Source organism: Sphingorhabdus sp., from assembly GCF_041737645.1.
GTDB lineage: Bacteria > Pseudomonadota > Alphaproteobacteria > Sphingomonadales > Sphingomonadaceae > Sphingorhabdus_B.
The window spans coordinates 1-23,547 of record NZ_JBGSRI010000005.1 but is presented as its reverse complement, the minus strand read 5'-3'; the positions used below and the strand labels follow the sequence as shown (position 1 = coordinate 23,547).

The following is a 23,547-nucleotide window of genomic DNA, read 5'->3' as shown; positions in this document are numbered from 1 at the left end:
TCTTCTATTCTTATTTCTTTTGACGAAAAATAAGCACAGCCGTTCAGTTCGCGCGCTGATCCTAATTCAGAATGTCCATCAACGTCCTTCGGTTAATACGCGCAAATGCGGCTTGGGCCGCTTCCAATGTCAATGTCATGCCATTCAACTCAGCAATCGCTGAACTTAAATCGGTATCTTCAAGTGCAGACCGTTCTGCCCTGATACTGATCGAACGCAGTTCGCGGTCTTCATTTATGCGTTCAAGACGGGCAGCGTTTATCCCGACGGCTGCAGCCATATCGGCTGTATGGTTAATGGCACTATCTACTGCGGTATTTGAAATATCTATTTGTGCCGCGTTACCCGCCGTAACCGCCGCCGCTGCATCCCGGATGATTTGCGATATCGAAACACCGGCTACATCAAATGCCTCTGCGCGTGTCGGAACGGGTGCGAAGGTAGCATTATCGTCGAAACGGATCGGCATATTGGAACCGGTCGCAAACAAAGGCTGACCCGTGGCCGATTTTGCCGCAGCCATCGCGTCGATTTCGTCGGCAATTGTCGCAAGCTCAAGTGCTAACGCGCCCCTGTCCGCCGCTGAAGTAGCGCCGTTTGCGCCGGCTAATGTAAGCTCTTTGGCGCGTGCCAGCAAACCTGACATTTGACGCAAGCTGCCGTCCGCCTGCGCGGTCAAAGTGATGCCAAGATTAATATTTGCAGCGCGCGCCTTATCATTGGCTTGTGATCGCGCCAGATCAGCTACACGCGCCGTTGCCACGGGATTGTCCGATGCCCGTTGCAGGCGTCTGCCTGTCGAAATCTGGATTTGCTTTTCGGCAATCTGTCGCGCCATGCGTGACTGCCGTTGGATTTCCTGGGTCATCCTGTTGCCGGTTGCGTTGATCATTTCGAACCCACCTTAAAATATGTTCAAAAGCGATTGCATAGTTTCACGTGCAACCTGAATGGTGCGTGCTGCCGCCTCATAAGCTTGTTGAAAGCGCAGCAATTCTGCAGCTTCCCGATCGAGATCGACAGCGCCAATCGCGTCGCGAGCGGCAAATGAACCATCCCGTCTGCTGCTGGCGGCGGCCTCTTGTGCACGGGCAGCCGCGGTGGTTTGCGCCTGCGCTGCGATCATCGCGGTAACGTTCTGCTCTATCCCACCGAGGCCACGCAGATTGTTCATCGAGAGCATATTACCATTCAAGCTCGACCCGTTTGCAGCGGCAACATCATCGGGCGCTAATGCAACCGCGACCATTGCAGCAGCACCGCCGTTAAAATTGAGCAAAGCGGCACCGGGATTGCCATTGGCATCGGTTCCCGCTTGATGGGCGGCATTCAGTTCTGTGGCAAATTGCGAGGCAAGCGAGTCCAGTGACGTGCGCTGACCGGCGATATGGCTGGACGCATCTTGCAGCCCGGCTAGCAATCCTGATCCCGGGTTCAACACGCCGGTTGCTCCGGGGTTGATGCCATAGCCTATGGTGCCATTTGCAGCGACCGTGACTGATATGTTCGCTGTTATGGGACCATCGACCAATGCATCGCCCGATGGTGTGCGGACAATGGCTGCGCCTCTGGCATCATAAGACACAACAATGTCGGTCGCGTTAGATATATTGCCGACAAGGCGATCACGCTCGTCGAGCAATGTTGCTTCGTTGCTTGATCCGGCGCGTGCGCGGCGTAAACCGTCATTTATTCGCGACAAAGCCGACAAGTCCGAATTCAACTGTGTAGCTGCGCCTTGCGCTTCGGTGGCAACGCCGGTCGCTGCGGAACCGAGCGCACTTGCGGTTCGGCGGAAATTCGCTGCACTTTTATCAACGGATGACAGAAACTGGCGGCGCAATGTATCGTTGCCGGGATTGCCACTCAGTTGTTCGGCGGCGGTAAACACCGAGGTCACCGCATTACCGATACCTGCGCCGCCGTCGGCAAGCACAGATTCGGTAGCAGTCACCCAATCGAGTTTTGCGCTTTGCCGAGACGCTTCGCCGCCTGCAACGCGGGCATCATCAACCAGCCACATATCGATCGACCGTGTTACCCCGGCTGCCGTGACGCCGCCCGGACGGATGCTGTTGCGCGACAGGACAATATCGCCGCCCGATGGTGCTTCGGCCAGACGCACGCTGCGGCGGACATAACCTTCGGTTTGGGCGTTGGCGATATTATCACCGACTACCGAAAGCGCTTGTCCATAGGCTTTGATACCGGACGCGCCGATGGCGAGAAGGTCGCTCATCTGGATGTTCCTTTGGGTTCAGCCTGCGTTGTGGCAGGGGTTGCGGAGTTTTTCGTCAATTGCCGTTCCACCAAATCCGCAATTCCGAACTGACGCAGGCTGGCCATCGTGTCGGCCATCTTGGCATCGGACATTTCGCGGAAATTTTCGGTTGCGCTGGACCCGAACAGATCGTCACCCAGCTTCGCCTGCCGCATGCTCGCCATCATCTGGCGCAGCATCACCGCTTCGAATGCCTCGGCTGCCTTTCGCAAGGCAGGGTCTGGCGCAGAAGCCGCGGGAACAGAAGGTGCAAGGCGCGATACAGGTGTCATATGATAACAAGCTCCGCGCTTAAGGCACCGGCTTGCGACAATGCCTCCAATATGGCGACAAGATCGCCGGGTGAAACATTCAGCTTGTTTATCGCCTTCACAATATCGGAGAGCGATGCGCCTTTATCCCATAAAAAGGCAGGATTGGTATTTTCCTGAATGGCAATGTCGCTCGAAGGTTCAATGGCGGTTTCACCACGGCTAAAGGGTGCGGGTTGAACCACGGTTGGATTTTCATCGACCTTGACGGTCAGCTTGCCATGACTCACCGCCGCTGGCCCGACACGAACCGCGCCGTTGATGACAACCGTTCCGGTTCGGGCGTTGACGATTACGCGGGCAGGTGGCTGTGCCTTTTTGATCTCGATGTTTTCGATTACCCCCATCATGCGAATGCGGGTTTCACCGCCCGTGGGGGCATTTATGCGGATTGATGCGCCATCGATAGCGTGGGCCACATCGCCGCCCAATTGCCGGTTGATCGCATCGGCAACCAATCCAGCGTTGCTGATATCCTGTTGCGCCAGGTTGAACGTTAAATGCGGGCTTTGGGCAAAACCGGTATCCACGCTGCGTTCAACGGTTGCGCCGCTGCCGATGCGGCCGGCGGACGGAATGTTGACGGAAAGTTTGGAACCGTCCGCGGCGTCAACGCCCAGGCCGCCGACGACAAGGTTGCCCTGTGCCATCGCGTAAATCTGGCCATCTGCACCATAAAGCGGCGCCATTACCAAAGTACCGCCACGCAGCGACTTGGCCTTGCCAAGTGCGGAAACGGTGACGTCAAGACGTTGGCCAGGTTTTGCAAAAGGAGGCAATTCTGCAGTAATCACGACTGCTGCGGCATTTTTCAGCGCAGGGTTGATGCCCGCAGGCAAGTTCACGCCAAAGCGCGAAATCGCGCCTTTGACGCCTTGGGTTGCATAATCGAGGCTGTCATCGCCGGTTCCGGCAAGGCCGACGACCACGCCATAGCCGGTGAGCTGGTTGGCCCGAAGGCCATCGAACTGGCCCATATCCTTGATTCGTTCGGCATGGGCCGAAGCTGAAAAGAAAAGGGCGATGAGGATAAGCAGCGCGCGCATCAGAATGGACTTATTCTGGAGAAGAAACGTTGCAGCCAACCTTGCGAGCTGCCGCGCGCGATTTCGCCCTTGCCGGTGTACCGGATGCGGGCATCGGCGACGCGGGTTGACGGCACGCGATTGTCGACGCTGATGTCGGCTAGACGCACAATGCCTGAAAACTGCACTTTTTCATCGCCACGGTTCAATGTGACGAACTTTTCGCCTTTGACCAGCATCGTTCCATTGGGATAGATAGCGGCAACGGTCACACTTACTTCTCCGGACAGCGCATTGGATTGCGAGGCTTCACCTTTGCCATTAAACGACTGATCGCCGCTGATGTTTACATCACTTGGACTAAACAGGTTCAAAGGACCCGTTGTGGGCGGTGTCAGACCGACGCTGCCGGTGCGGCCGGTTGTCGCGCTGTTGCTTTTGCTGGCGCTCATTCTTTCGACAAGAATGATGGTCAGCAAATCTCCGACACGGCTCGCGCGCGCGCCTGATGTCAGCGGGCTATAATTATCGGACAGGAAAATTGCGCCATTTGTCGGCACATTGACCGGCACGACTGGCGCAGTGGGCGTGAAATTTTCAGCTATTTTACCCTCTTTGGCGAATACTGGCGCAGGCATAGCCATCACCAATATGACAAGTGCGACCCTGCCATGATAACCGACCCTAGATTTTGCGGCACGCGTGGGCTTAGAGGTTTTGTGTGGCATTACGCATCATTTCATCGGTGGACTGGATCATCTTGCTGTTGACCTCGTAAGCACGCTGGGTTTCGATCATATCGACCAATTCTTCGACGACGTTGACATTGCTTGCTTCAAGCGCGCCGGAACGCAACGATCCGCGCCCTTCTTCGCCAGCGGCCCCCACCTGGGGCGCGCCTGACGCCGGGGTTTCGACCAGAAGGTTGTTGCCGATGGATTGCAGGCCAGCCGAATTGGCGAAGCGGGCGGTTTCGATGCGGCCGACTTCAGTAACAGTTGCTTGACCGGCGACCTGTGCGGAAACTGTTCCATCGGCACCAATCGATACGGCGGTTGTGCCGTCTGGTATCTGGATCTGTGGCTGCACAGGCATTCCGTCCGGGGTCACCAATGTCCCTTCGGCCGACAGGCTGAAGTCGCCTGCGCGGGTATAGCCGATGCGGCCATCAGGCATCTGCACCTGGAAATAGCCTGCGCCTTCGATGGCGACATCCATGCCGTTGCCGGTGGTGGTCAGCGTGCCTTGCGTATCGATGCGGGCGGTGCCGTTCACCTGAACTCCGGTGCCCAGATTCAGGCCGATAGCATATTTATTTTCCGCCGAAGACGCCGAGCCGGCTACAGTCATCGCCTGATAAGCAAGCGTTTCAAAGCTTGCCCGATCGCGTTTGAAACCGACAGTGTTTACGTTGGCCAGATTGTTGGCGATGACTTGCATCCGCATATTCTGGGCATCTAACCCGGTGCGGGCGACATGAAGGGCTCCGTTTGACATGGTCTATATTCCTTATTGAGGCATTGACATAAGATCGGCGGTCGCAGCATCCATATCGCGCGCGTCGCCCAGTAATTTGAGTTGCGTGTCCCACGACCGGCTGGCTTCGATCATCTTGACGAGCGCTTCGGTTGCGCTGACATTTGAGCTTTCCAGGCTGCGCGTGGTGACGCGGGCGTCGGGGTCGTCGGGTAATACGCCGCCGCCTTTGACGCGGAACAGGCCATCCAGACCTTTGGCAATATCGGAACCAGCCGGGCTGGCGATCTGCAATTTATCGACTTGTTGCGGTTGGCTGGCATCGCCGCCTTGCGGCACGATCCAGACATTTCCCTGTTCGTCGATATTGATACTGTCCGCAGGGGGAATGGTTACAGGGCCCTGGCTGCCTTGAACCGGCCGACCATCGCCCGTCGTTAAAAGGCCACTGGCCGAAAGCAATAAATCGCCCCGTTTGGTGTATCCGATTTCGCCATTTTCAGCTTGCACCGCCAGCATGGAATCGCCGGACATCGCAATATCGAGATCGCGGCCTGTGGAAACGACGGTACCGGCGTCCATATTCGCAGCCAAGACCTCTTCCGAAGCAAAGGCGCGGGTGTCGAGCCTTTGACCGTCTAGCCAAAGCGATTGTGCCTCGGCCAGATCGGCCTTGAAACCCGGTGTGTTGGCGTTGGCAAGGTTGTTGGCAATGGCAGTTTGCCGGGCCATGGAGCCACGCATTGCGGTCAGGCTGGTATATATCAGACGGTCCATGCCAAAGCTCCGGTTCTGGCGGCCAATTTCCGGGTCCTGTCTGCACCCCGAATAGGCTTCGTTATGCAGACAGGCAGAAGGTTATTGGCCATCATGATTAGTTGATCTGGACAATCGTCTGCGTCATGTTCGACGCGGTTTCGATTGCTTTGGCATTGGCCTGAAAGTTGCGCTGGGCCGAAATCAATGCGACCAGTTCTTCGGTCACGTCGACATTGGCGCGTTCCAGTGCACCCGAGCGGATTGTACCCAAAGGTCCGTTGGTTGCGGCATCAATCGAAGGCGCGCCGCTATCGCCGGTCGATTGCCAATGGGCATCGCCGACCGGACGCAAACCTTCCTGCGCGGTAAAGCTGGCCATTGCGACCTTACCCAGCAGTTCGCCCGAACCATCGGCATAAGTGGCTGTCACAAGGCCATCAATGCCAACCGACACGTTGACGAGGGCAACCGTTGGATCAGTGGGCGAGTTGGCCGGCAAAACAAAGTCAAAGGCCGCCCCAAGCGTCGCAGAGGTCACATTACCGGCCGCATCGACAGGCAAAAGCTGCAAAGTGGAACCCAAGGTATCGACAACCTGACGGTTCGCATTGACCTGAAACGCGCCGTTACGGGTATAGGTTACCGCAGCCCGGGGTGGATCACCGCGCGAAACGAAAAAGCCTTCACCGGCAATCGCCAGATCGAGCGTTTTGTCGGACGCTTCCAACGTTCCTTGGGTAAATTGCTGCACAACCGAATTCAGGCGCGTGCCTTGTCCTGCAATCATCTTGGTGGTCTGGGTCGGCGCGCTGGCGAACAGGTCACCAAATTGGGCGCGGCTTTTTTTGAAGCCCGTCGAGCCAACGTTGGCCAAGTTGTTCGAGATTACCGAAAGATCGGTTTGCGCGCCTTTCAGCCCAGATAATGAGGTGTAAAATGACATGGGTTAAACTCCTGTGTTGGATGGGGTGGTCGCCGCTGCGCTGGACGATTTGATATTCGTCAGCAGCGCGGTTTGAGCCGATATCTGTTCGGCAATTGATTTCAGAGATGTGTTCATTTCGGAAATGCCAGCCACACTTGAAAACTGGGCCATTTGGGCAACCATGGCCTGATTATCGACCGGGTTGAACGGATCCTGTTCTTTCAATTGTGTGGTCATAAGGCGCAGAAAGTCATTCTGGCCCAATTGCTTTTGCGCCGTGTCCTTGGAAAGGACTGGCAAGTTCCGTGAGTTTACAGCAGATAAGCTTGTCATGATTATTGTCCTAACCGCAGGGTTTCGCTGATCAGGCCCTTGGCGGTCGCAAGCACCTGAACGTTGTTTTGATATTGGCGTGATGTTTCGAGCATCTCGACCATCTCCGCCGCACTATCGACGGCTGCTTCCCAGACATTGCCTTCCTTGTCGGCAAGCGGGTGGTCGGGTTGATAGCGTTTGACAGGGGCGGTTGTGCCATTGTCGATACGGTCGACCTGCACGGTGGCCTTGCCTGCTTCGCCCATGATGGTGCGAAACACGGGCTTCATCGAACGAAAGGCGGTGCCTTCGCTGCCTGAAACCGTTCCTGCATTGGCAAGATTGGATGCGGTGGTATTCAACCGCACAAGCTGCGCCGCCATGGCCCGTCCGCTTATGTCGAATATAGATAGGTTTTCGGCCATCTTCATTCTCCCTTAAGCGCACGGGTCAGCGTGCCGATGCGGCCTTGCAAAAACGACAGGCTCGACCGGTAGGCGAGGGCGTTTTCCGCAAAGGCGGTTTGTTCAGTGGCAAGCTCAACGGTGTTTCCATCCAATGATGGTTGGACCGGAATACGATATTGGATGGCGGTTTCAGGCGATTGGCCCTGCTCCGCCATTTTCAAAGCAGATGAAAATTCAATGTCGCGTGCCTTATAACCGGGCGTCGCAGCGTTCGCGATGTTGGACGCAATCATCCCCATACGCTGTTCACGCAGCTTGAGCGCGGTGGCATGAATGCCAAACATATTGTCCAGTGACGGCATGGCCGACTCCTTTCGTTAATGCACCGGTTCAGGTGCTCACGAATGAAATATAGCAATTGCCGTGCCAAATTATATTATATGATATTTTATCATATGCTTATGGATAATATTTACAGTGTCAAAAGTCCGACTGTCAAAATTCCGACGTGGCTGTAGTGTGGGCCAAACCAGTCCCTAATCTGCACGGTGTTGGTTGCTTTAGCGGTGGGAAATTCTTTGCCAGCCGGCCTATCCCTGCCGCAACAGGAATACTGCATGTTCCGCCATCAGGTTGGCGAGCGCCTTTTTGCGCGGCCGGTCGCCCGATAGGAACCATTGTCCTTCGATCACTACATCGCGATCTTTCAGGAAACTGCGGAAATCGTCGATCGTGACGTGGTGGATATTGGGTGTGTCATACCAACGGTGGGGCAATTGTTCAGTTACCGGCATCTGCCCGCCAAACATATGGGCGATGCGAATGCGCCATTGTGCGAAATTGGGGAAGGATACAAATGCCTGCCGCCCGATCCGCAACATATGGTCAAGCACGAAATCGGGCCGCCGGGTCGTCTGTAATGTCTGGCTCAGAATCACATAGTCGAAACACCCGTCGGGATAATCGACCAGGTCGCTATCGGCATCGCCTTGCACCACCGACAGCCCCCGCGAAACAGCAGTTGCGACATTCACCGGATCAATTTCCAGCCCACGGGCATCCACCTGCTTGTGATCGCGCAGGGCCGCCATCAATTGGCCATCGCCACAGCCAACGTCGAGGATACGTGATCCGCTGCGGACATTGCGCGCGATTATCGCAAGATCGGAACGCAATTGCGTCACAGATTTTCTCCTGCGCGCAAGAACCCGTCGACAATCCGGTTCATTTCAGGTGCGTCGAGCAGGAAGCTGTCATGGCCAAAGGGGCTGGACAGTTCGACAAAGCTTGCCGCCGCCCCTGCGGCATTTAGCGCATGGACAATACGGCGCGATTCCGAAGTTGGGTACAGCCAGTCGCTATCAAAACTGATGAGACAAAACCGCGCTTTTGTAGCCGCAAAAGCCTTGGCCAGCACGCCATCATGCGGTTCAGCCAAATCGAAATAGTCCATCGCACGGGTGATATAGAGATAAGAATTGGCATCGAAGCGGTCGACAAAGCTCAGCCCTTGATAGCGCAAATAGCTTTCCACCTGAAAATCTGCGTCAAAGCCAAAGCTTTTCGCGCCCATGCTGCCATCGGGGCGGTTTTGCAGGCGACGGCCGAATTTCTCTGTTAATCCGGCTTCGGACAAATAGGTGATATGCGCCGCCATACGGGCAACCGCCAGTCCCGAAGCCGGAGCCTCGCGGCCGTAAAAGGCGCCATTGTTCCAGCGCGGATCGGCCATGATCGCCTGTCGGCCGACCTCGTGAAATGCGATATTCTGGGCCGAATGCCGCGCTGTAGATGCGATCACTACAGCCGATCGCACACGTTCGGGGAATAATGTAGCCCAACTGAGCGCCTGCATCCCGCCCATCGACCCTCCGACCACGGCCGACAATATTGGAATGTCGAGATGATCAAGCAATATCGCCTGCGCCCGCACCATGTCGGCAATGGTAATCACAGGAAAGGCCATGCCATAAGGACCGCCTGTTGATGGATCGAGGCTGGCCGGACCAGATGATCCCATGCAACTGCCCATGACATTGATGCTGATGATGCAATGGCGCGCCGGATCAATCGGCTTGCCTGCACCTACCATCCGGGTCCACCACCCATCCTTGCCGGTTACGGGATGCCGTGATGCAACATATTGGTCGCCGGTCAACGCATGACAAATCAGTATCGCATTCGATTTATCGGCGTTCAGCGACCCATAAGTTTCATAGGCAAAATCAACCGGCGCAAACTCGGCCCCGCTGTCAAGCCTGACCGGCCCCAGCAGACGCACCTTTTTATCCAACCCGAAACGCTCATCCCCTTGCATAGGCTTTGCCATATCAGGCGGATGAGCCCAGACAATAGAATATTGTGCATTCAAGATCGTTCAGGACAAAACCTTGTAAATGGGTGACGAAGATGCCGCGTTAATCGAACATCATATATTGCTGAAGAAGAGTCTCATGCTGCCTGCGCGAGATGTTTTAGTGCGCCACGGTCATTGATGACGACGCGACGACGATCCGGCAATGTAATAACTCCGCTGGCCTTGATGCGCGTTAATTGCCGGCTGACGGTTTCTATGGTGAGGCCCAAGATGTCGGCCATCTGCTGGCGATCCATCGGCAATTCAAACTCGTCCAGATTTAACAAAGGCCCTGAACATCCCTCGGCACTTAACCTTTCGGAAATGCGGATAAGTAAGGTTGCGATCCGTTCCTCGGCGGTTTTTTTGCCAAGTAACATCATCCACTGGCGTGCATCGTCCAGCTCTATCAGGGTGCGTTGCAGCAATTTATGTTGTAAATCCGGATGTTCGCGCGCGAACTGGTCAAAGGCCGAGCGCTGGAAAACGCATACTTCGGCGTCGCTTAAGGCGGTTACACTATAAGGACTTTCTTTCCCGAAAGGCCGTCCGATAAAATCGGATGGAAACACCACGCCCACAATCTGTTCGCGACCATCGGCGGTCGACACGCTCAATTTCAATACGCCCGTTATGACGTTGGCAACGACCAGCGCGTCTTCACCTTCCCAAACGAGGGTTTGACCACGGCGCACCGACTGTTTGCGTCCTTTTTGGCCAAGCACGGCGAGTTCTTGGGGGTTTAAGCTAGAACAAATGGCCCGGTTACGGACCACACATTGGGTACAATCGCTCATATATGCCGAGTAGCAACTTTCGCTATCGGTGACAAACCGATTTAAGCTGCTCCACGCACCAGATCCAGAACGGGCTCAGCCCATTCTGGACGGCAGATGAGTAAGTCGGGCATATAGACGTCGGCTTGGTTGTAGACCAGCGGACTGCCGTCGACCCGGCTGATGTGCAAGCCATAAGCGGCGGCAACCGCTGCGGGCGCGCAGCTGTCCCATTCATATTGTCCGCCGGTGTGCAGATAAATCTCTGCCTCGCCGCGCACGACCGCCATAGCTTTCGCGCCTGCACTGCCCATTGGTACAAGGTCTGCACCGATTTTTTCGGCAACCGCGACGGCTTCTGGTGCAGGCCGTGTGCGGCTGACAAGCATCCGCGGTTTGGACGCGGCGGGCGGCAAGGGCTGGGGCTGGTCCGTCCGCAAAATAAGTCCAAGTCCTGGAAGCGCGACGGCGCCGATGGTAGGCACGCCGTCTATGGCAAGTGCCACGTGCACCGCCCAATCGGTCCGTTCTTCCCCATATTCACGTGTGCCGTCGACCGGATCGATGATCCAGACGCGCGATTTGGACAGGCGATCGGCATTGTCCTTTTCCTCTTCGGACAACAAACCGTCATCTGGGCGTTGTTCGCGCAGCGCGTGGCACAGGAACTGGTTAGCGGTCTGGTCGCCTGCTTTGCCCAGCGCCTTCAGGCTGAGCAAGCCAGATGCCCGCACTTCGAGAAGTAACCGTCCCGCAACATCGGCCAGATGGGCCGCAAGTTCGCTGTCGTTCATGGCGTGGCTCATTTCAAAGGCATCAGATGACGGACGATATGCTCGGCAGCTTCGACCGCTGTCATTTCGACCGTGTTGACGCGAATTTCAGGATTGAGCGGCGCTTCATAGGGGCTGTCGATGCCAGTGAAATTCTTCAACGCACCGCTTCGCGCCTTTTTATACAGGCCTTTCACGTCACGTTCTTCGGCCACCTCAAGCGGCGTGTCGACGAAGATTTCGACAAATTCGCCTTCGGGCATCATGGCGCGGATCATATCGCGTTCGGCACGGAAAGGCGAAATGAAGGCCGTCAAAACGATAAGCCCTGCGTCTGTCATCAGCTTTGCGACTTCACCGACGCGCCGAATATTTTCAATCCGGTCGGCTTCGGTAAAACCCAGATCCTTGTTCAGGCCATGCCGGACATTGTCACCATCCAACAGGAAGGTGTGGCGGTTCATCAGGTTCAGGCGCTTTTCAACCTCATTGGCGATGGTCGATTTGCCCGAACCCGAAAGGCCCGTGAACCAAAGCACGCGGGCCTTCTGGTTTTTCAGATTGGCATGTTCCTCGCGGCCTATATCTGTGGCCTGCCAATGGACATTTTGCGCCCGTCGCAAGCTGAAGTGGAGCATACCTGCACCCACCGTGCGGTTGGTAATCTTGTCGATCAGGATGAACCCGCCCAGCGCACGGCTGTCGGCATAAGGTTCAAAGACGATGGGCTTGTCGGTGGCGATCTCGGCCACCCCGATGGCGTTCAGTTCGAGCGTCTTTGCGGCCAAATGCTCCATCGTGTTCACATTGACGGTATATTTGGGTTGCTGCACCGTTGCCGATACAATCTGGGTGCCCAGTTTCAACCAATAGGATCGCCCGACATGCAAGGGGTCATCATCCATCCAGACGAGCGTTGTTTCAAACTGGTCGGATACTTCGGGTGGATTGTCGGCCACTGAAATGACATTGCCGCGCGAACAATCGACTTCATCGGCAAAGCAGATCGTAACTGATTGACCTGCGACAGCCTCTTCCAGTTCGCCATCAAGCGTCACGATTTTGGTAACAGTCGATGTCTTGCCCGAAGGCAGCACGCGCACGGCGTCACCTGGCTTGACCGACCCGGTCGAGATCAACCCGGAAAAACCCCGGAAGTCGAGATTGGGGCGGTTCACCCATTGCACGGGCATGCGGAATGCCTTGCTTTGGTCTTGTTGATTGTTGAGCTCGACGGTTTCCAGATGCTCCATCAAGGTCGCACCTTGATACCATGAGGTATTTTCCGAACGCGACGTAATGTTGTCGCCTGCCAAACCCGAAATAGGGATGCAGGTGTAATTCTCGGCTATGCCTGCTTCGCGCACAAAGGCGCGGAAATCGTCACAGATGGCGTTATAACGGTCCTGGTCGTAGCCGATCAGGTCCATCTTGTTAACCGCCAGCACAACGTTCTTCACACCGATAAGGTGCGCGAGATAAGCATGGCGGCGTGTCTGGACGATAATGCCCTTGCGTGCATCGACCAGCAGGATCGCGAGATCCGCGGTGGACGCGCCGGTAATCATGTTACGCGTATATTGTTCATGGCCGGGGCAGTCCGCAACGATGAACTTGCGCTTTTCCGTCGCGAAAAAGCGATAGGCGACGTCGATCGTAATGCCCTGTTCGCGTTCGGCGGCAAGGCCGTCGACCAATAGGGCAAAATCGATTTCCTGCCCCTGCGTACCCACGCGCTTGCTGTCGGCCTGTAATGCTTCCAGCTGGTCTTCAAAGATCATTTTGGAATCATATAGCAGCCGCCCGATCAGGGTGGACTTGCCGTCGTCGACACTGCCGCAGGTAATGAAGCGCAGCAGGCTCTTATGCTGGTGCGTTTCCAGATAGGCATCGATATCCTCGGCGATGAGGGCGTCGGTCTTGTAGATCGTATCGGCTTCCGACATCAGAAATACCCTTCCTGCTTCTTCTTTTCCATACTGGCGTCGCCGCCATCCTTGTCGATCACCCGGCCCTGACGTTCGGACGTGGTGGTCAACAGCATTTCCTGAATGACTTCGGGCAAGGTTTTCGCATCGCTCTCGACCGCGCCGGTCAACGGGAAGCAGCCTAGCGTCCGGAAACGGATCGACCGTTCGGTGATTTCAGGGCGCTTGCCCATAACCCGTTCCAGACGTTCAATATCGTCGGCCATGAACAATTGGCCCTGATATTCAAAGGTCGGCCGCTTAGCGCTGAAATAGAGCGGGACAATCGGGATATCGTTCAGATGGATATATTGCCAGATGTCCAGCTCGGTCCAGTTGGAGATCGGGAATATGCGGATGCTCTCACCCTTGGTTTTGCGGGCATTATACAGGTTCCACAATTCGGGCCGCTGGTTCTTCGGGTCCCAACCGTGGGTGGCCGTGCGGAACGAGAAAATGCGTTCCTTGGCGCGGCTTTTTTCTTCGTCGCGCCGCGCACCGCCAAAGGCGGCGTCAAATCCATAATGGTCAAGCGCCATTTTCAGGCCCTCTGTCTTCCACATGTCGGTGTGCAGCGGGCCGTGATCGAACGGGTTGATGCCCCGGTCCATTGCCTCCTGATTTTGGTACACGAGCAGCTCCATGCCGCTTTCTTGCGCCATCTTGTCGCGCAGCTTGTACATATCCTTGAACTTCCACGTCGTATCGACATGCAGCAAGGGAAAGGGTGGGGGCGAGGGGTAGAACGCCTTGCGCGCCAGATGCAACATGACCGCACTGTCCTTGCCGACCGAATATAGCATCACTGGCCGGTCGGATTCGGCGACCACTTCGCGCATGATGTGGATGCTCTCGGCTTCCAGTCGTTCCAAATGGGTCAAAGTCCGCACCATTATTTTGCAAGCTCCCTTTCAATTCGTCGAATCACCTGCCGTATCAACTCTCTGGTTGAACCTCCCAAATGGGAGGGTATAAGCAAAGCATGCAAACCGATGATGACCGCCTGTTGCAATCGCTCTACGAAGGTATGTTCGAAACGCCCCTATGGCGCGGATTTCTTAACAAGTTACTTGCCAAAACCGGCTCCGACACCGTGAAATTGCTCTTTCAGCCGTCGGATGAAGAACGTATCGTCGAACTGTCGGCAGGAACCGCCCTGTTCCTCGATGAAAAGATCGTGGAGGAGGGTAGCCGTCGAATCGGCGATGCCATTCCGATCCGGTCCATGCGGCCCAACCGCGTCTATGCCCAGGACGAACTGCTGGATCTCGCCGGGGCAAAGCGTTCCGACATACCGGCGCTGTCCGCCAATTCGTCGCCCATCAAACAATTGCGGGCGATCCGGGTCACTGAACCTGGCGGCCTCGATTTATGGCTGCTGTGTTCCGGGGGCAATAATATCGGTTCGGTCACCGGCGCGCTGTTGACCGCGCTCGCCCCGCATATGCAGATCGCGCTACGCAGCCATGCCGCGTTGGAGCGTGAACGCTTCCGCTCATCGGTGACGGGTCAGGCGTTTGACCGGCTCAAAATGGGCTGGCTGTCGCTGGATGCCGGGTGCCATATCATTGATGCGACCGACAATCTGGAGCAGCTTTTCCAATGGGGCGGCCTTCTTCGTCGCGGACGTTATGACCGCCTCGTCCCCGCGTCGCCGGTCATCGACCGTGCATTGACGGCCTTGATAAAAGCGTTCGTTGCAGATGCCCACACCCGCCCCCAGGCATTTAATCTCAGCAAGGACCCGTGGGTCGAAATGCTGGTCACACCGCACCAAAGCCAGAATATTTCCGGTAACCGGACGCCTGTGGCTATCGTGTATGTAAGCGGTGACAGGCGATCCCAAGCCGACCGTTGCGACCAGTTGGTTGACCTGTTCGGATTATTGCCAAGCGAGGCGCGGCTGGCATGGATGCTCGCGCAGGCCACAAGCATAACAGAAGCCGCCGACGCGCTGGGCCTAAGCGTCGAAACCGCGCGCAATTATTCAAAGAAAATCTACGCCAAAACCGGCGCCCGCGGCCATGCGGAACTGGTCCGGATCATCCTGACCAGCGTATTGGCGATCAGCTAAAGCGGCGGGGCGATAAGGGGACAGTCCCAAAACGCGCACCCACATCACCCTGAACTCGTTTCAGGGTCCATCTATCAGCCCAAAACCGCCATTCCCGTGATGCGCCATGCCATGACGCACGGTTGCTCTCTCGCTTAGCCTTTGGGTCGCAACGTCACCCGCCCCGCATCAAACGCAGCAATAAAAAGCGCAGCTATGTTTACAAACAAAGCAAAACTATGTATTAGCCGACCGATTCACCTTCGCAAGCCAAAAGCCGCGCGCCGGAACTATATGAAAATTAATGGAGAATACCGTAGGGCGTGACGCCACGATCCGTCCGGCACTTGCTTCCTTGCAAGCCGGTCAGCAGGAATTGTTCGATCTTGCCAACCTGAACCGTCGTGAAGCACGTCGCGGTATCGCCGCCGCATCGGCGCTGGTTTCCGCTCCGATGCCTTCGGAACCCGGTAAGACTTCGGTTGTTGCCGGTACCGCATTTTACCGTGGCGAAGGTGCGTTCAGCATGTCCTTCAACCATCGTCTGAATCTGGAGGCACCTGTCTCCTTCGGTGGCGGTATCGCGCATTCAGGCGGCAAAGACACCGTCGTCCGCGCCCATGTTGCAACCGAATTCTAAGCAACACACACCATAAAAAACGGGGCGCCGGTATCATTCCGGCGCCCTTTTTTGTTGGAAGGCTTGGGCACACAAACAGGATTAAATGGGTTGCGAAAAACGGCGTTTCATAGTACTACTACCTATCAGTGGCGTCAAAAACGGAGCAGAATCGGTGAGAAAACTTGGTGTGGAAAATGATTTCTTCTGGCCTACAGGTCGGATGACATCGTCCGTCACGCGCCGTGCTTTTGTCGTTTTTGGATGTGCTATATTATATTTGGGCGGCATAATATCGCCCGCCATCACCCAAAACCAACAGCAATTGCCCCAATCTGTTTCGCCGCAAAACACCCTTTCACCTGCACCAATCCCCGGGGAGCTTGAGCTTGCCAAGCTTATTTGGGGGACAATTGCGGCGGTGGATAATGCCAACCAGTCCGGAAATTATTCTGTGTTGCGCGACTTGTCGGCGACGGGGTTTCAGATCAACAATAATCCGGCACGCCTATCGGAGATTTTTGCAGGTTTACGCACCAGCACTATAGATCTTTCCAATGCGTTGTTGGTGGCCCCGACTTACACCGCTCCGCCGCAGATGGTCCAACCCGACGTCCTGTATCTGCGCGGTTATTTTGGTATCCGCCCGACCTCGGTTGAATTTGAACTTTATTATCAGTGGATGGCGGGCAAGTGGCGCTTGTACGGCGTTTCTATTGTTCCGTTACAGGTGGCGGGCGTGTCCCAAAGCCAAAATCGCCCCGCGCCGGCCCCCGACAAAAAGCGGGATCGTTGACGGCCTGTTCTGATCCTATCCGGGTGAGCGCAACCGTTTGACGCGGGAAAACAGCCCGGGGCTGGCAAAAGGTTCGAACATCTGATCGGCATTTTCGGGGTCGAGCGCCGCGTTCTCGGCAATCGCCTTTTCGGCGTCGGTTAGTTCGGGAATGTCGAGGCGAACAAGCGTGCGGCCATTGCCTTTTACCCCATCAATGATCTGCCGCATCGATTTTCCCTGATCCAGAAGCTCGAGTACCTTCTCTTCCGACAGGCCGCAATGCTCCGCCAAAAGCGAAGCACGAAGCGACCGGATGCTTGGCGCGGCGCTGCTATTTCCGGGACGGGTGGTGTCGATGAAAATATCGCACTCGCTATCCAGGCCGAGCGAGCGGTTGTTCATATTGGCGGACCCGATGCGGAGGATTTCGTCATCGATAATCATCAGCTTGGCATGGACATAGATCGGTTCACCATGCTTGGTATGCGGAACATAGATGCAGAATCTATCCTTGGGGTCGTGCTTCCCTATGGCGCGCAGCAGCTGCACGCGGGCGCCATCCATTGCCTTTTGTTCCAGCCACCCATCGGCGGTCTCAGGGTTGACGAGGATAATCTCTGGCGGGTTCGGTTCCGCCATGCGCTTGGCGATAGCATCGGCGATCTTGGGTGAAGCAAAATACTGGTTTTCGGCATAGATAAATTTTTTAGCGCGGGCGATTTGCTCCAGAAACAAATGCTGGATTTCCCGGATTTCGGTGGCGTCTTTATATTCCGCACGGGTGCGGGCGATCCCCATTTCGACAAATTGATATTCAGCCTCCAGAAATTCGGGCCAGGGGGAGGCGGCATCCGCAGGGCAGGGTTCCATGGGGTCGCCGCCTGCCAATTCCCAGCGCGCCCGGCTGAGGACGGCTAGCGCAGCGGCGGCCTCACCCTCCACTAACATGGTCGTGTCATGCCAAGGGCCATAAAGCCTCCCGTTCGGGCGCTTGCGCCGTGGGTCGCTGTCGATATGTTCGGGGGTATCCCAGCGGTCCGCGGTCATGTCGATTCCGCCGCATGCGGCCATCTTGTCGTCAATGACGACGATTTTCTGGTGATGGCTGCATCCGACAGGATGGGCACTGTCGAGTTTGAACTGGATCTGTTTGTGCATCGCCCATTTGGCGATATCCACCATGGCGGACCCACGGGTCACCAGTTTAAGCGCGCCGAAATTCCACTTGAGCAGCTTGATTTCCAGTCCCGGTGTCCGGTCCGCCAACCATAATATGAAATCGCCAAGCCGTTTGGGCGGGTCGCCCTTTTTCCGGCGGCTCCGGCTTAGATCGATGCGTGTATCGAAATCCCACCCGATCAGCATGATGCGGTGCTTGGCATTCATCATGGCAGCCTGGATGATTTCATAATAAGGCGCAGCATCGACAACAGCATGCGCCCGCGTAGCCTTTGCATGGCACCAGATGCTCGGGCTTTCGGAAATGTCGGGGTTCATGTGGTCACTATATCAGCGGCATTTAGGGTCAGGACCTATTAAAAGCACTTGCGAGGCGTCAAAATGGCGAAGATATCGGACCAAAATGCGCGCCATCGATAGTCATTCTATCGGCTAGCGTATTTTGGTCCGAGATCAAAGCCATTTTGACGTCCGGAGGATTTGACCCATTTTGCCCATGGTCGCGTCAGAAAGCCTTGAGATATATTTATATCCCGGCGGCTTCCTTCCTTGCCCTGTGCAAAATGGCCTCAAACCTCGCAAGCGCTTTTAATAGGTCCTGACCCTAATTTGACGATAAAAAGCTGACTCCACATTCTGGAAAAAGGAAGTATAGAACAAAGCATGAACAATAAGGCGATTCTATCTGCGCCCGCATCCAACAGGATGTGGCAGCAATATCAATCGGAGAAGCCGCAAAGGCTTCTGCCGATTGGTGCGTCTTTGGTGGATCAGCGGCTGCAGGGTGGAATCGCGCAGGATGGCTTGCATGAATTTTTTGGGGCCGACCAAAGCGACGGAACTGCGGCGGCGGCTTTTGCCTTGCTCATCGCGCTGCGTTTGCCCCAGGCGGAAACGCATATCTTGTGGGTTTCGGGGGACAAGGAACGGCAAGCCTTGGGCCGGCTCTATGCGGCTGGCCTTGTACAAATGGGTGCAGATCCAGCCCGCCTGTTGCTGGTTCAGGCGGCGGATATGCGCGATGCCTTGCGCGCCGCAGCCGATGGAATCCGTTCAAAAGCCGCAGGTGCCGTCATATTGGAGGCGCAGGGCCATGCCCGTTTGATCGACTTGACGTCGACACGGCGGCTGGTGCTGGCCGCACGCGAAGCCGGGGTTCTAGCGCTGCTGGTGCGGGGTGATGCCGTCCCGATGCCTAGCGCGGCTACCACGCGATGGCAGGTCCGGTCCGCACCGTCGCGGCCTTTACCCGGCAACGCGCCGGGCTTTGCGACATTCGACATCGACTTGCTGCGCCACCGCGGCGGTATTGCGCCTTTTGCGGCGAGAGTGACCTGGGATCATGGAGACAGAATTTTTCACGACGCGCCGTTATCTGGCGGTCTTTCTACCGGTTCTGCCGGCGGAACGACTGATCCGGAGCTGCGGAGACAAAGCGCCTGACGTTCCTTTTGCGCTGATCGAAAAGCAGCGCGGGGCCATGCGGCTTGTCGCCTGCGATACGGCTGCGCTTGGCTTGGGCATGACGCCCGGCATGACGCTTGCCGATGCGCGGGCGCGCGTCCCTGACCTGGCGGTGTTTGACCATGATCCGCAGGCGGACAGGCAATTGCTCGAATGGCTTGCCGACGGATGCGAACGCTATACGCCCAGTTGTGCGTTGGATCCGCCGCAGGGCTTGATTCTGGATATCAGCGGCTGCGCGCACATATTTGGCGGCACCGAAGCGGCCCTTGCCCGGGATCTGAAAATGCGGCTGCGGCGTAATGGCCTGACCGCACGTATTGCTTTGGGTGCGACACCGGACAGCGCGCGGGCCAGGGCCAGATTTGGCGTGCGGACGATAAGTGCATTGCCGTTGCAAGCTCTGGATTGCGACGCAAAGGTGCATGCCGCGTTGCAACGGGCCGGATTGAAAACCATCGGCGACCTTGCCTCGCGTCCGCGTGCAGCCTTTGCCGCGCGCTTCGGTAAAGATTATGGCCGCACACTTGCGCGTCTGTTGGAGGAAGAGGATCCCCGCATTACACCGCGCCGCGCCGCGCCTGTTATCCAGGTGGCGCTCAATTTTGCCGAGCCTGTTGCGCGCACGCAGGATGTTCTGGCGGCGATTACCGATCTGGCACGGCAGAGCGCCATCCTGTTGCAGGAACGTGGCGAAGGTGGCCGACGGTTCGAAATATGTCTGTTCCGCAGCGACGGCCATGTTGCGCGACTTGCCGTGGACACAGGTACCCCGACCCGCGATGCGGCTTTGCTCGACCGGTTGTTTGGGGAACGGATTGATACGCTGTCCGACCCGCTCGACCCGGGATTTGGCTATGACATGATCCAGATGACAGTCCCGCGCAGCGAACGCTTGGCCCATATACAGGCAGGTCTTGAGTCCAAGGTGGATGCAAAGGCGGAAAATGCGGCGCTGATCGACCGGTTGAGCGTGCGGCTCGGGCCGGGGCGTATCCGCCATTTTCACACGGGCAACAGCCATATTCCCGAACGCGCAGCCCTTGAGCGGCCCGCGCAGGCCGGACCGCCATCGGCTGTATGGCCCACTACTCGGGTGCAGGAACCGCAAGCGCGGCCCTTTCGTCTGTTCGACCCGCCGCAGCCTGTGGAAGTGACGGCGCTCCTGCCCGATGGACCGCCACGCCAGTTTCGATGGCGGCGTCATGTCCATCTGGTCCAATATGTGGAGGGACCCGAACGTATCGCCGCTGAATGGTGGCGGCGTCCGGCGGGGCATGAACCGGGAAGGGGTGGTCTAACTCGCGATTATTACCGTGTAGAGGACAGTGAAGGCCGGCGTTTCTGGCTGTTCCGGCATGGGCTATATGGGGAGGGGGGCGACCCGCGCTGGTATCTGCACGGGCTGTTCGCATGAACGCTTATGCAGAGCTGGTCGCTGCAACACATTATTCCTTTTTGCGCGGCGCGTCTTCTCCGGCGGAGATGGTGCAGCAGGCGGCCGCACTTGGCATGAGTGCATTTGGCATAGCCGACCGCAACAGCGTGGCGGGTGTTGTGCGGGCTTGGAGTGCGGTCAAAACGGCCCACGCCCAATCCTTATTGCCCAAAGGCTTCCGGCTTGTAACCGGCGCGCGGCTAGTCTTTGCCGATGGGACGCCGGATATTGTCGCCTATCCCCGCACCCGTCTTGGGTGGGGGCGGCTGACCCGGCTTTTGACAACCGGGAATATGCGATCGAAAAAGGGGGGCTGCATCCTTTATTTTGACGATCTGGCCGCCCATGCCCAGGATATACTCTTCATCCTGCTACCTGTGTCTACGGCGCAGGAAAATACGCCGCAGGGCAGGCCTGTCCCTTATGACCATCACGATGGCAACGAGGCGTTGCGCCTGGTGGAGCCAACGCCGCAGGGGATCGAGAATATTCTGCTACGCCTGAAAAAATACGCGCCCGACCGAGTCTGGCTGGGGGTGTCTATGCATCTTCAGGGCAGCGACAGGCGCCAGTTCGAACACTCGCGCCTTTTGGCCCAGCGTTTGGGGGTTCCCCTGCTCGCCACGAACGACGTACTCTATGCAGAGTGCCGGAACCGGCCCTTGCATGATGTCCTGACCGCCATATCTTTGGGCGTCCCTGTGTCGCAGGCAGGTGCCCAACTGGACAGCAATGCGGAGCGGTATCTCAAATCGCCCGGCCAGATGGCCGATCTTTTCGCGCATTGTCCCGAAGCTATAGCCGAAACGTCCCGCCTCTTGCGGCATATCTCTTTTGATCTGGCGGAGCTGGGTTATGAATATCCGCATGAGCCCGTGCCGGAAGGCTGGGATGCACAGGGTTGGCTGGAACATTTGGTCATGACAGAGGCGCAGCGCCGCCATCCCGATGGGTTGCCGCCCAAACTGGTCAGTATGCTGAAAGAGGAATTCCAGCTTGTCCGGCAGAAGAACTACGCGCCTTATTTTCTGACCGTGCACGACATCGTCCAATTTGCCCGCACGCAAGAGCCGCCCATTTTGTGTCAGGGAAGAGGCTCTGCCGCCAATTCAGTGATCTGCTATCTGTTGGGTATTACCTCGGTTGATCCTGTCGCCAACAATCTGCTCTTCTCCCGCTTTCTGTCGGAAGAACGGGATGAGCCGCCCGACATAGATGTGGATTTCGAGCATGAGCGCCGCGAGGAAGTTATGCAATATATCTACCGGCGGTACAAACGCCACCGGGCCGCCATCGCCGCCACCGTGATCCATTACCGGCCGCGCAGCGCGGTGCGAGAGGTTGGCAAGGCGCTGGGGTTGACCGAAGATGTGACGGCGCGGCTGGCGGGTACGATATGGGGCAGTTTCGGGCGGGAACTGCCTGAAGAGCGGCTATTGGAGGCAGGCTTTGATCCGGCCAATCCGCAAATTGCCCAACTGCATGCGCTGGTCGGGCAGCTGCTCGATTTCCCGCGCCATCTGTCGCAACATGTCGGCGGTTTTGTCCTCACCGAAAACCGTTTGGATGAAACCGTTCCCATCCATAATGGCGCCATGGAAGATCGCACTTTCATCGAATGGGACAAGGACGATATTGCCGCGCTCAACCTGTTAAAGGTCGATATATTGGCGTTGGGTATGCTGTCCTGCATCCGCAAAAGCCTCGATCTCATCCGGGAAAACGGATTGGGCAATTATCGACTGGACAGCATACCGGCAGAGGATCCGGCGGTTTACCAGATGCTGCAAAAGGGCGACAGCATCGGCACCTTTCAAGTGGAAAGCCGCGCCCAGATCAACATGCTGCCCCGGCTGAAGCCCAAGGAGTTTTATGATCTGGTGATCCAGGTGGCGATTGTCCGTCCCGGGCCTATCGAGGGGGATATGGTCCACCCCTATTTGCGCCGCCGCAACAAGGAAGAGCCTGTCGATTTCCCTGCGCCCGCCCCGCCGCATGATCCGAGAGAGCTGTACGACATTCTTCACCGCACCTGTGGCGTGCCCCTGTTTCAGGAACAGGCCATGAAGCTCGCCATGGTTGCGGCGGCCTTTACCCCGGATGAGGCCAACGGATTGCGGCGGGCGATGGCGACATTCCGCAATGTGGGGACAATGCCCGAATATAAGGAAAAGATGATCGAGGGCATGGTTGCCCGCGGCTATGAGCGGGATTTTGCCGAGCGTTGCTACAAGCAGATCGAAGGCTTCGGCAGCTACGGCTTTCCCGAAAGCCATGCGCAAGCTTTTGCCCATCTGGTCTATGTGTCGTCCTGGCTGAAATGCCATCACCCTGCCATTTTTACGGCTGCCTTGCTCAATTCCCAGCCTATGGGTTTCTATGCGCCCGCACAGTTGGTGCAGGATGCACGGGCGCACGGGGTCGAAGTCCGGCCGATCGACATCAATTTCAGCCAGTGGGACAATAGCATTGAAGAAGGCGCCTTGCGGCTGGGTTTCCGGCAGGTCGACCATTTCCGTCAGGATTGGGCCAAGGCGGTTGTTGCAGCGCGGCCCTTCACCTCTATGGAGGAGCTCGCACACAAGGCGTCCTTGCCGTCGCGCGGCCTGCATCTTTTGGCCGATGCCGATGCGCTGCGGTCCTTG

General features: G+C 56.9%; 24 protein-coding genes. 6 read left to right on the top strand and 18 right to left on the bottom strand.

The features are described from left to right. Positions 1–61: 61 nt before the first annotated feature. The 17 genes from ACEW72_RS00320 to cysD form a co-directional block, all read right to left on the bottom strand. Positions 62–892 (bottom strand): flagellin, encoded by an 831-nt coding sequence (locus tag ACEW72_RS00320; RefSeq protein ID WP_373474381.1) that lies wholly within the window; start codon positions 890–892, stop codon positions 62–64. 12 nt (positions 893–904) lie between these two features. Further along, positions 905–2,239, bottom strand: coding sequence for a flagellar hook-associated protein FlgK (gene flgK / locus ACEW72_RS00315; protein ID WP_373474380.1), 1,335 nt, complete (start codon positions 2,237–2,239; stop codon positions 905–907). After that, a complete protein-coding gene (locus ACEW72_RS00310; RefSeq protein WP_373474379.1) occupies positions 2,236–2,553 on the bottom strand; it encodes a rod-binding protein in 318 nt (105 codons plus the stop codon). Before ACEW72_RS00310 ends, flgK begins: the two co-directional genes overlap by 4 nt. Beyond that, positions 2,550–3,638, bottom strand: coding sequence for a flagellar basal body P-ring protein FlgI (locus ACEW72_RS00305; RefSeq protein ID WP_373474378.1), 1,089 nt, complete (start codon positions 3,636–3,638; stop codon positions 2,550–2,552). Before ACEW72_RS00305 ends, ACEW72_RS00310 begins: the two co-directional genes overlap by 4 nt. Beyond that, positions 3,638–4,255, bottom strand: coding sequence for a flagellar basal body L-ring protein FlgH (locus tag ACEW72_RS00300; RefSeq protein WP_373474395.1), 618 nt, complete (start codon positions 4,253–4,255; stop codon positions 3,638–3,640). Before ACEW72_RS00300 ends, ACEW72_RS00305 begins: the two co-directional genes overlap by 1 nt. A gap of 70 nt (positions 4,256–4,325) precedes the next feature. Continuing rightward, entirely contained in the window at positions 4,326–5,114 is a 789-nt protein-coding gene (flgG, locus tag ACEW72_RS00295; protein ID WP_373474377.1) for a flagellar basal-body rod protein FlgG, read from the bottom strand. A gap of 12 nt (positions 5,115–5,126) precedes the next feature. Continuing rightward, on the bottom strand, positions 5,127–5,870 hold the full coding sequence (locus ACEW72_RS00290) for a flagellar basal body rod protein FlgF (RefSeq protein ID WP_373474376.1): 744 nt from the start codon (positions 5,868–5,870) through the stop codon (positions 5,127–5,129). Positions 5,871–5,967: 97 nt separating this feature from the next. Continuing rightward, positions 5,968–6,795 carry a flagellar hook-basal body complex protein gene (locus ACEW72_RS00285; protein ID WP_373474375.1) on the bottom strand — a complete coding sequence of 276 codons (828 nt, stop codon included), beginning with the start codon at positions 6,793–6,795 and terminating at the stop codon, positions 5,968–5,970. A 3-nt stretch (positions 6,796–6,798) separates the two neighbouring features. After that, positions 6,799–7,110: a flagellar hook assembly protein FlgD gene (locus tag ACEW72_RS00280; protein ID WP_373474374.1), complete on the bottom strand. Its 312-nt coding sequence runs from the start codon at positions 7,108–7,110 to the stop codon at positions 6,799–6,801. 2 nt (positions 7,111–7,112) lie between these two features. Further along, positions 7,113–7,517 carry a flagellar basal body rod protein FlgC gene (flgC, locus tag ACEW72_RS00275; RefSeq protein WP_373474373.1) on the bottom strand — a complete coding sequence of 135 codons (405 nt, stop codon included), beginning with the start codon at positions 7,515–7,517 and terminating at the stop codon, positions 7,113–7,115. A 2-nt stretch (positions 7,518–7,519) separates the two neighbouring features. After that, positions 7,520–7,861 (bottom strand): flagellar basal body rod protein FlgB, encoded by a 342-nt coding sequence (locus tag ACEW72_RS00270; RefSeq protein ID WP_373474372.1) that lies wholly within the window; start codon positions 7,859–7,861, stop codon positions 7,520–7,522. 228 nt (positions 7,862–8,089) lie between these two features. Then, positions 8,090–8,683, bottom strand: coding sequence for a methionine biosynthesis protein MetW (gene metW / locus ACEW72_RS00265; RefSeq protein WP_373474371.1), 594 nt, complete (start codon positions 8,681–8,683; stop codon positions 8,090–8,092). Further along, positions 8,680–9,828 (bottom strand): homoserine O-acetyltransferase, encoded by a 1,149-nt coding sequence (locus tag ACEW72_RS00260; RefSeq protein ID WP_373474370.1) that lies wholly within the window; start codon positions 9,826–9,828, stop codon positions 8,680–8,682. The genes metW and ACEW72_RS00260 overlap by 4 nt, the downstream gene beginning before the upstream one ends. Before the next feature lie 122 nt (positions 9,829–9,950). After that, positions 9,951–10,652: a Crp/Fnr family transcriptional regulator gene (locus ACEW72_RS00255; RefSeq protein ID WP_373474369.1), complete on the bottom strand. Its 702-nt coding sequence runs from the start codon at positions 10,650–10,652 to the stop codon at positions 9,951–9,953. 41 nt (positions 10,653–10,693) lie between these two features. Further along, positions 10,694–11,425: a 3'(2'),5'-bisphosphate nucleotidase CysQ gene (locus ACEW72_RS00250; protein WP_373474368.1), complete on the bottom strand. Its 732-nt coding sequence runs from the start codon at positions 11,423–11,425 to the stop codon at positions 10,694–10,696. A gap of 8 nt (positions 11,426–11,433) precedes the next feature. Continuing rightward, the gene (gene cysN, locus ACEW72_RS00245; RefSeq protein WP_373474367.1) at positions 11,434–13,350 is read right to left on the bottom strand and encodes a sulfate adenylyltransferase subunit CysN; all 1,917 of its coding nucleotides are present in this window, start codon (positions 13,348–13,350) and stop codon (positions 11,434–11,436) included. Further along, complete coding sequence (gene cysD / locus ACEW72_RS00240; RefSeq protein ID WP_373474366.1) at positions 13,350–14,264, bottom strand: sulfate adenylyltransferase subunit CysD; 915 nt, start codon at positions 14,262–14,264, stop codon at positions 13,350–13,352. Before cysD ends, cysN begins: the two co-directional genes overlap by 1 nt. An 89-nt stretch (positions 14,265–14,353) precedes the next feature. Between cysD and ACEW72_RS00235 the strand changes: the two genes are divergently transcribed. The 3 genes from ACEW72_RS00235 to ACEW72_RS00225 all read left to right on the top strand — a co-directional run bounded on the left by ACEW72_RS00235 (position 14,354) and on the right by ACEW72_RS00225 (position 16,839). Next, positions 14,354–15,445 (top strand): helix-turn-helix transcriptional regulator, encoded by a 1,092-nt coding sequence (locus ACEW72_RS00235; protein ID WP_373474365.1) that lies wholly within the window; start codon positions 14,354–14,356, stop codon positions 15,443–15,445. Positions 15,446–15,728: 283 nt separating this feature from the next. Continuing rightward, on the top strand, positions 15,729–16,064 hold the full coding sequence (locus tag ACEW72_RS00230) for a YadA-like family protein (RefSeq protein ID WP_373474364.1): 336 nt from the start codon (positions 15,729–15,731) through the stop codon (positions 16,062–16,064). A gap of 154 nt (positions 16,065–16,218) precedes the next feature. Then, complete coding sequence (locus ACEW72_RS00225) at positions 16,219–16,839, top strand: hypothetical protein (protein ID WP_373474363.1); 621 nt, start codon at positions 16,219–16,221, stop codon at positions 16,837–16,839. 15 nt (positions 16,840–16,854) lie between these two features. Here the strand turns inward: ACEW72_RS00225 and ACEW72_RS00220 are convergent, their stop codons facing one another. Further along, positions 16,855–18,318, bottom strand: coding sequence for a phospholipase D-like domain-containing protein (locus ACEW72_RS00220; protein WP_373474362.1), 1,464 nt, complete (start codon positions 18,316–18,318; stop codon positions 16,855–16,857). Positions 18,319–18,663: 345 nt separating this feature from the next. Here ACEW72_RS00220 and ACEW72_RS00215 point away from each other — a divergent pair, with 345 nt between their 5' ends. The 3 genes from ACEW72_RS00215 to ACEW72_RS00205 all read left to right on the top strand — a co-directional run. Beyond that, positions 18,664–19,443 (top strand): ImuA family protein, encoded by a 780-nt coding sequence (locus tag ACEW72_RS00215; RefSeq protein ID WP_373474361.1) that lies wholly within the window; start codon positions 18,664–18,666, stop codon positions 19,441–19,443. Further along, positions 19,343–20,881, top strand: coding sequence for a DNA polymerase Y family protein (locus ACEW72_RS00210; RefSeq protein ID WP_373474360.1), 1,539 nt, complete (start codon positions 19,343–19,345; stop codon positions 20,879–20,881). Before ACEW72_RS00215 ends, ACEW72_RS00210 begins: the two co-directional genes overlap by 101 nt. After that, positions 20,878–23,547 (top strand): error-prone DNA polymerase (locus ACEW72_RS00205; RefSeq protein ID WP_373474359.1); only part of this gene is annotated, 2,670 nt, incomplete at its 3' end. The genes ACEW72_RS00210 and ACEW72_RS00205, both read left to right, overlap by 4 nt.